Here is a 304-nt window from a genome sequence, read left to right as displayed (position 1 = left end):
GACGTTCCCTTCAGGAGCGGCTTGAGATCCTCGATCGCCTTCTCGGCAGCCGCCTGCTGGGTCGAGAGGTTGAACGCCTGACCAGTGCCTGGAAGCTTGGCCAACGGCGAGTTCTTTGCCGTCAGGAATACGCTTGGGGTATCTGCGTAAGGAATGGAGAAGTTGATCACCTCCTTGCGCTTATCGGTGATCGTCATGCCGGCCATGATGGCGTCGTACTTCTTGGCCTGAAGCGCCGGGATGATGCCGTCCCAGTCTTGAGCCACGATCTCGCACTTCACCTTCATGCGGGCGCACAGATCGT

The 304-nt window shown here is 58.9% G+C and carries 1 protein-coding gene; it reads right to left on the bottom strand.

Annotation, left to right across the window (positions count from 1 at the left end; genetic code table 11):
* A partial coding sequence (locus KBI52_RS00500; RefSeq protein ID WP_210804748.1) for a transporter substrate-binding domain-containing protein occupies window positions 1–304 on the bottom strand: 304 nt, incomplete at both ends.

This window comes from Microvirga sp. HBU67558 (genome assembly GCF_018069605.1).
Classification (GTDB): Bacteria; Pseudomonadota; Alphaproteobacteria; order Rhizobiales; family Beijerinckiaceae; genus Microvirga; species Microvirga terrae.
Note: the sequence above shows the minus strand (reverse complement) of the source record. Positions and strands in the feature narration are given on the sequence as shown.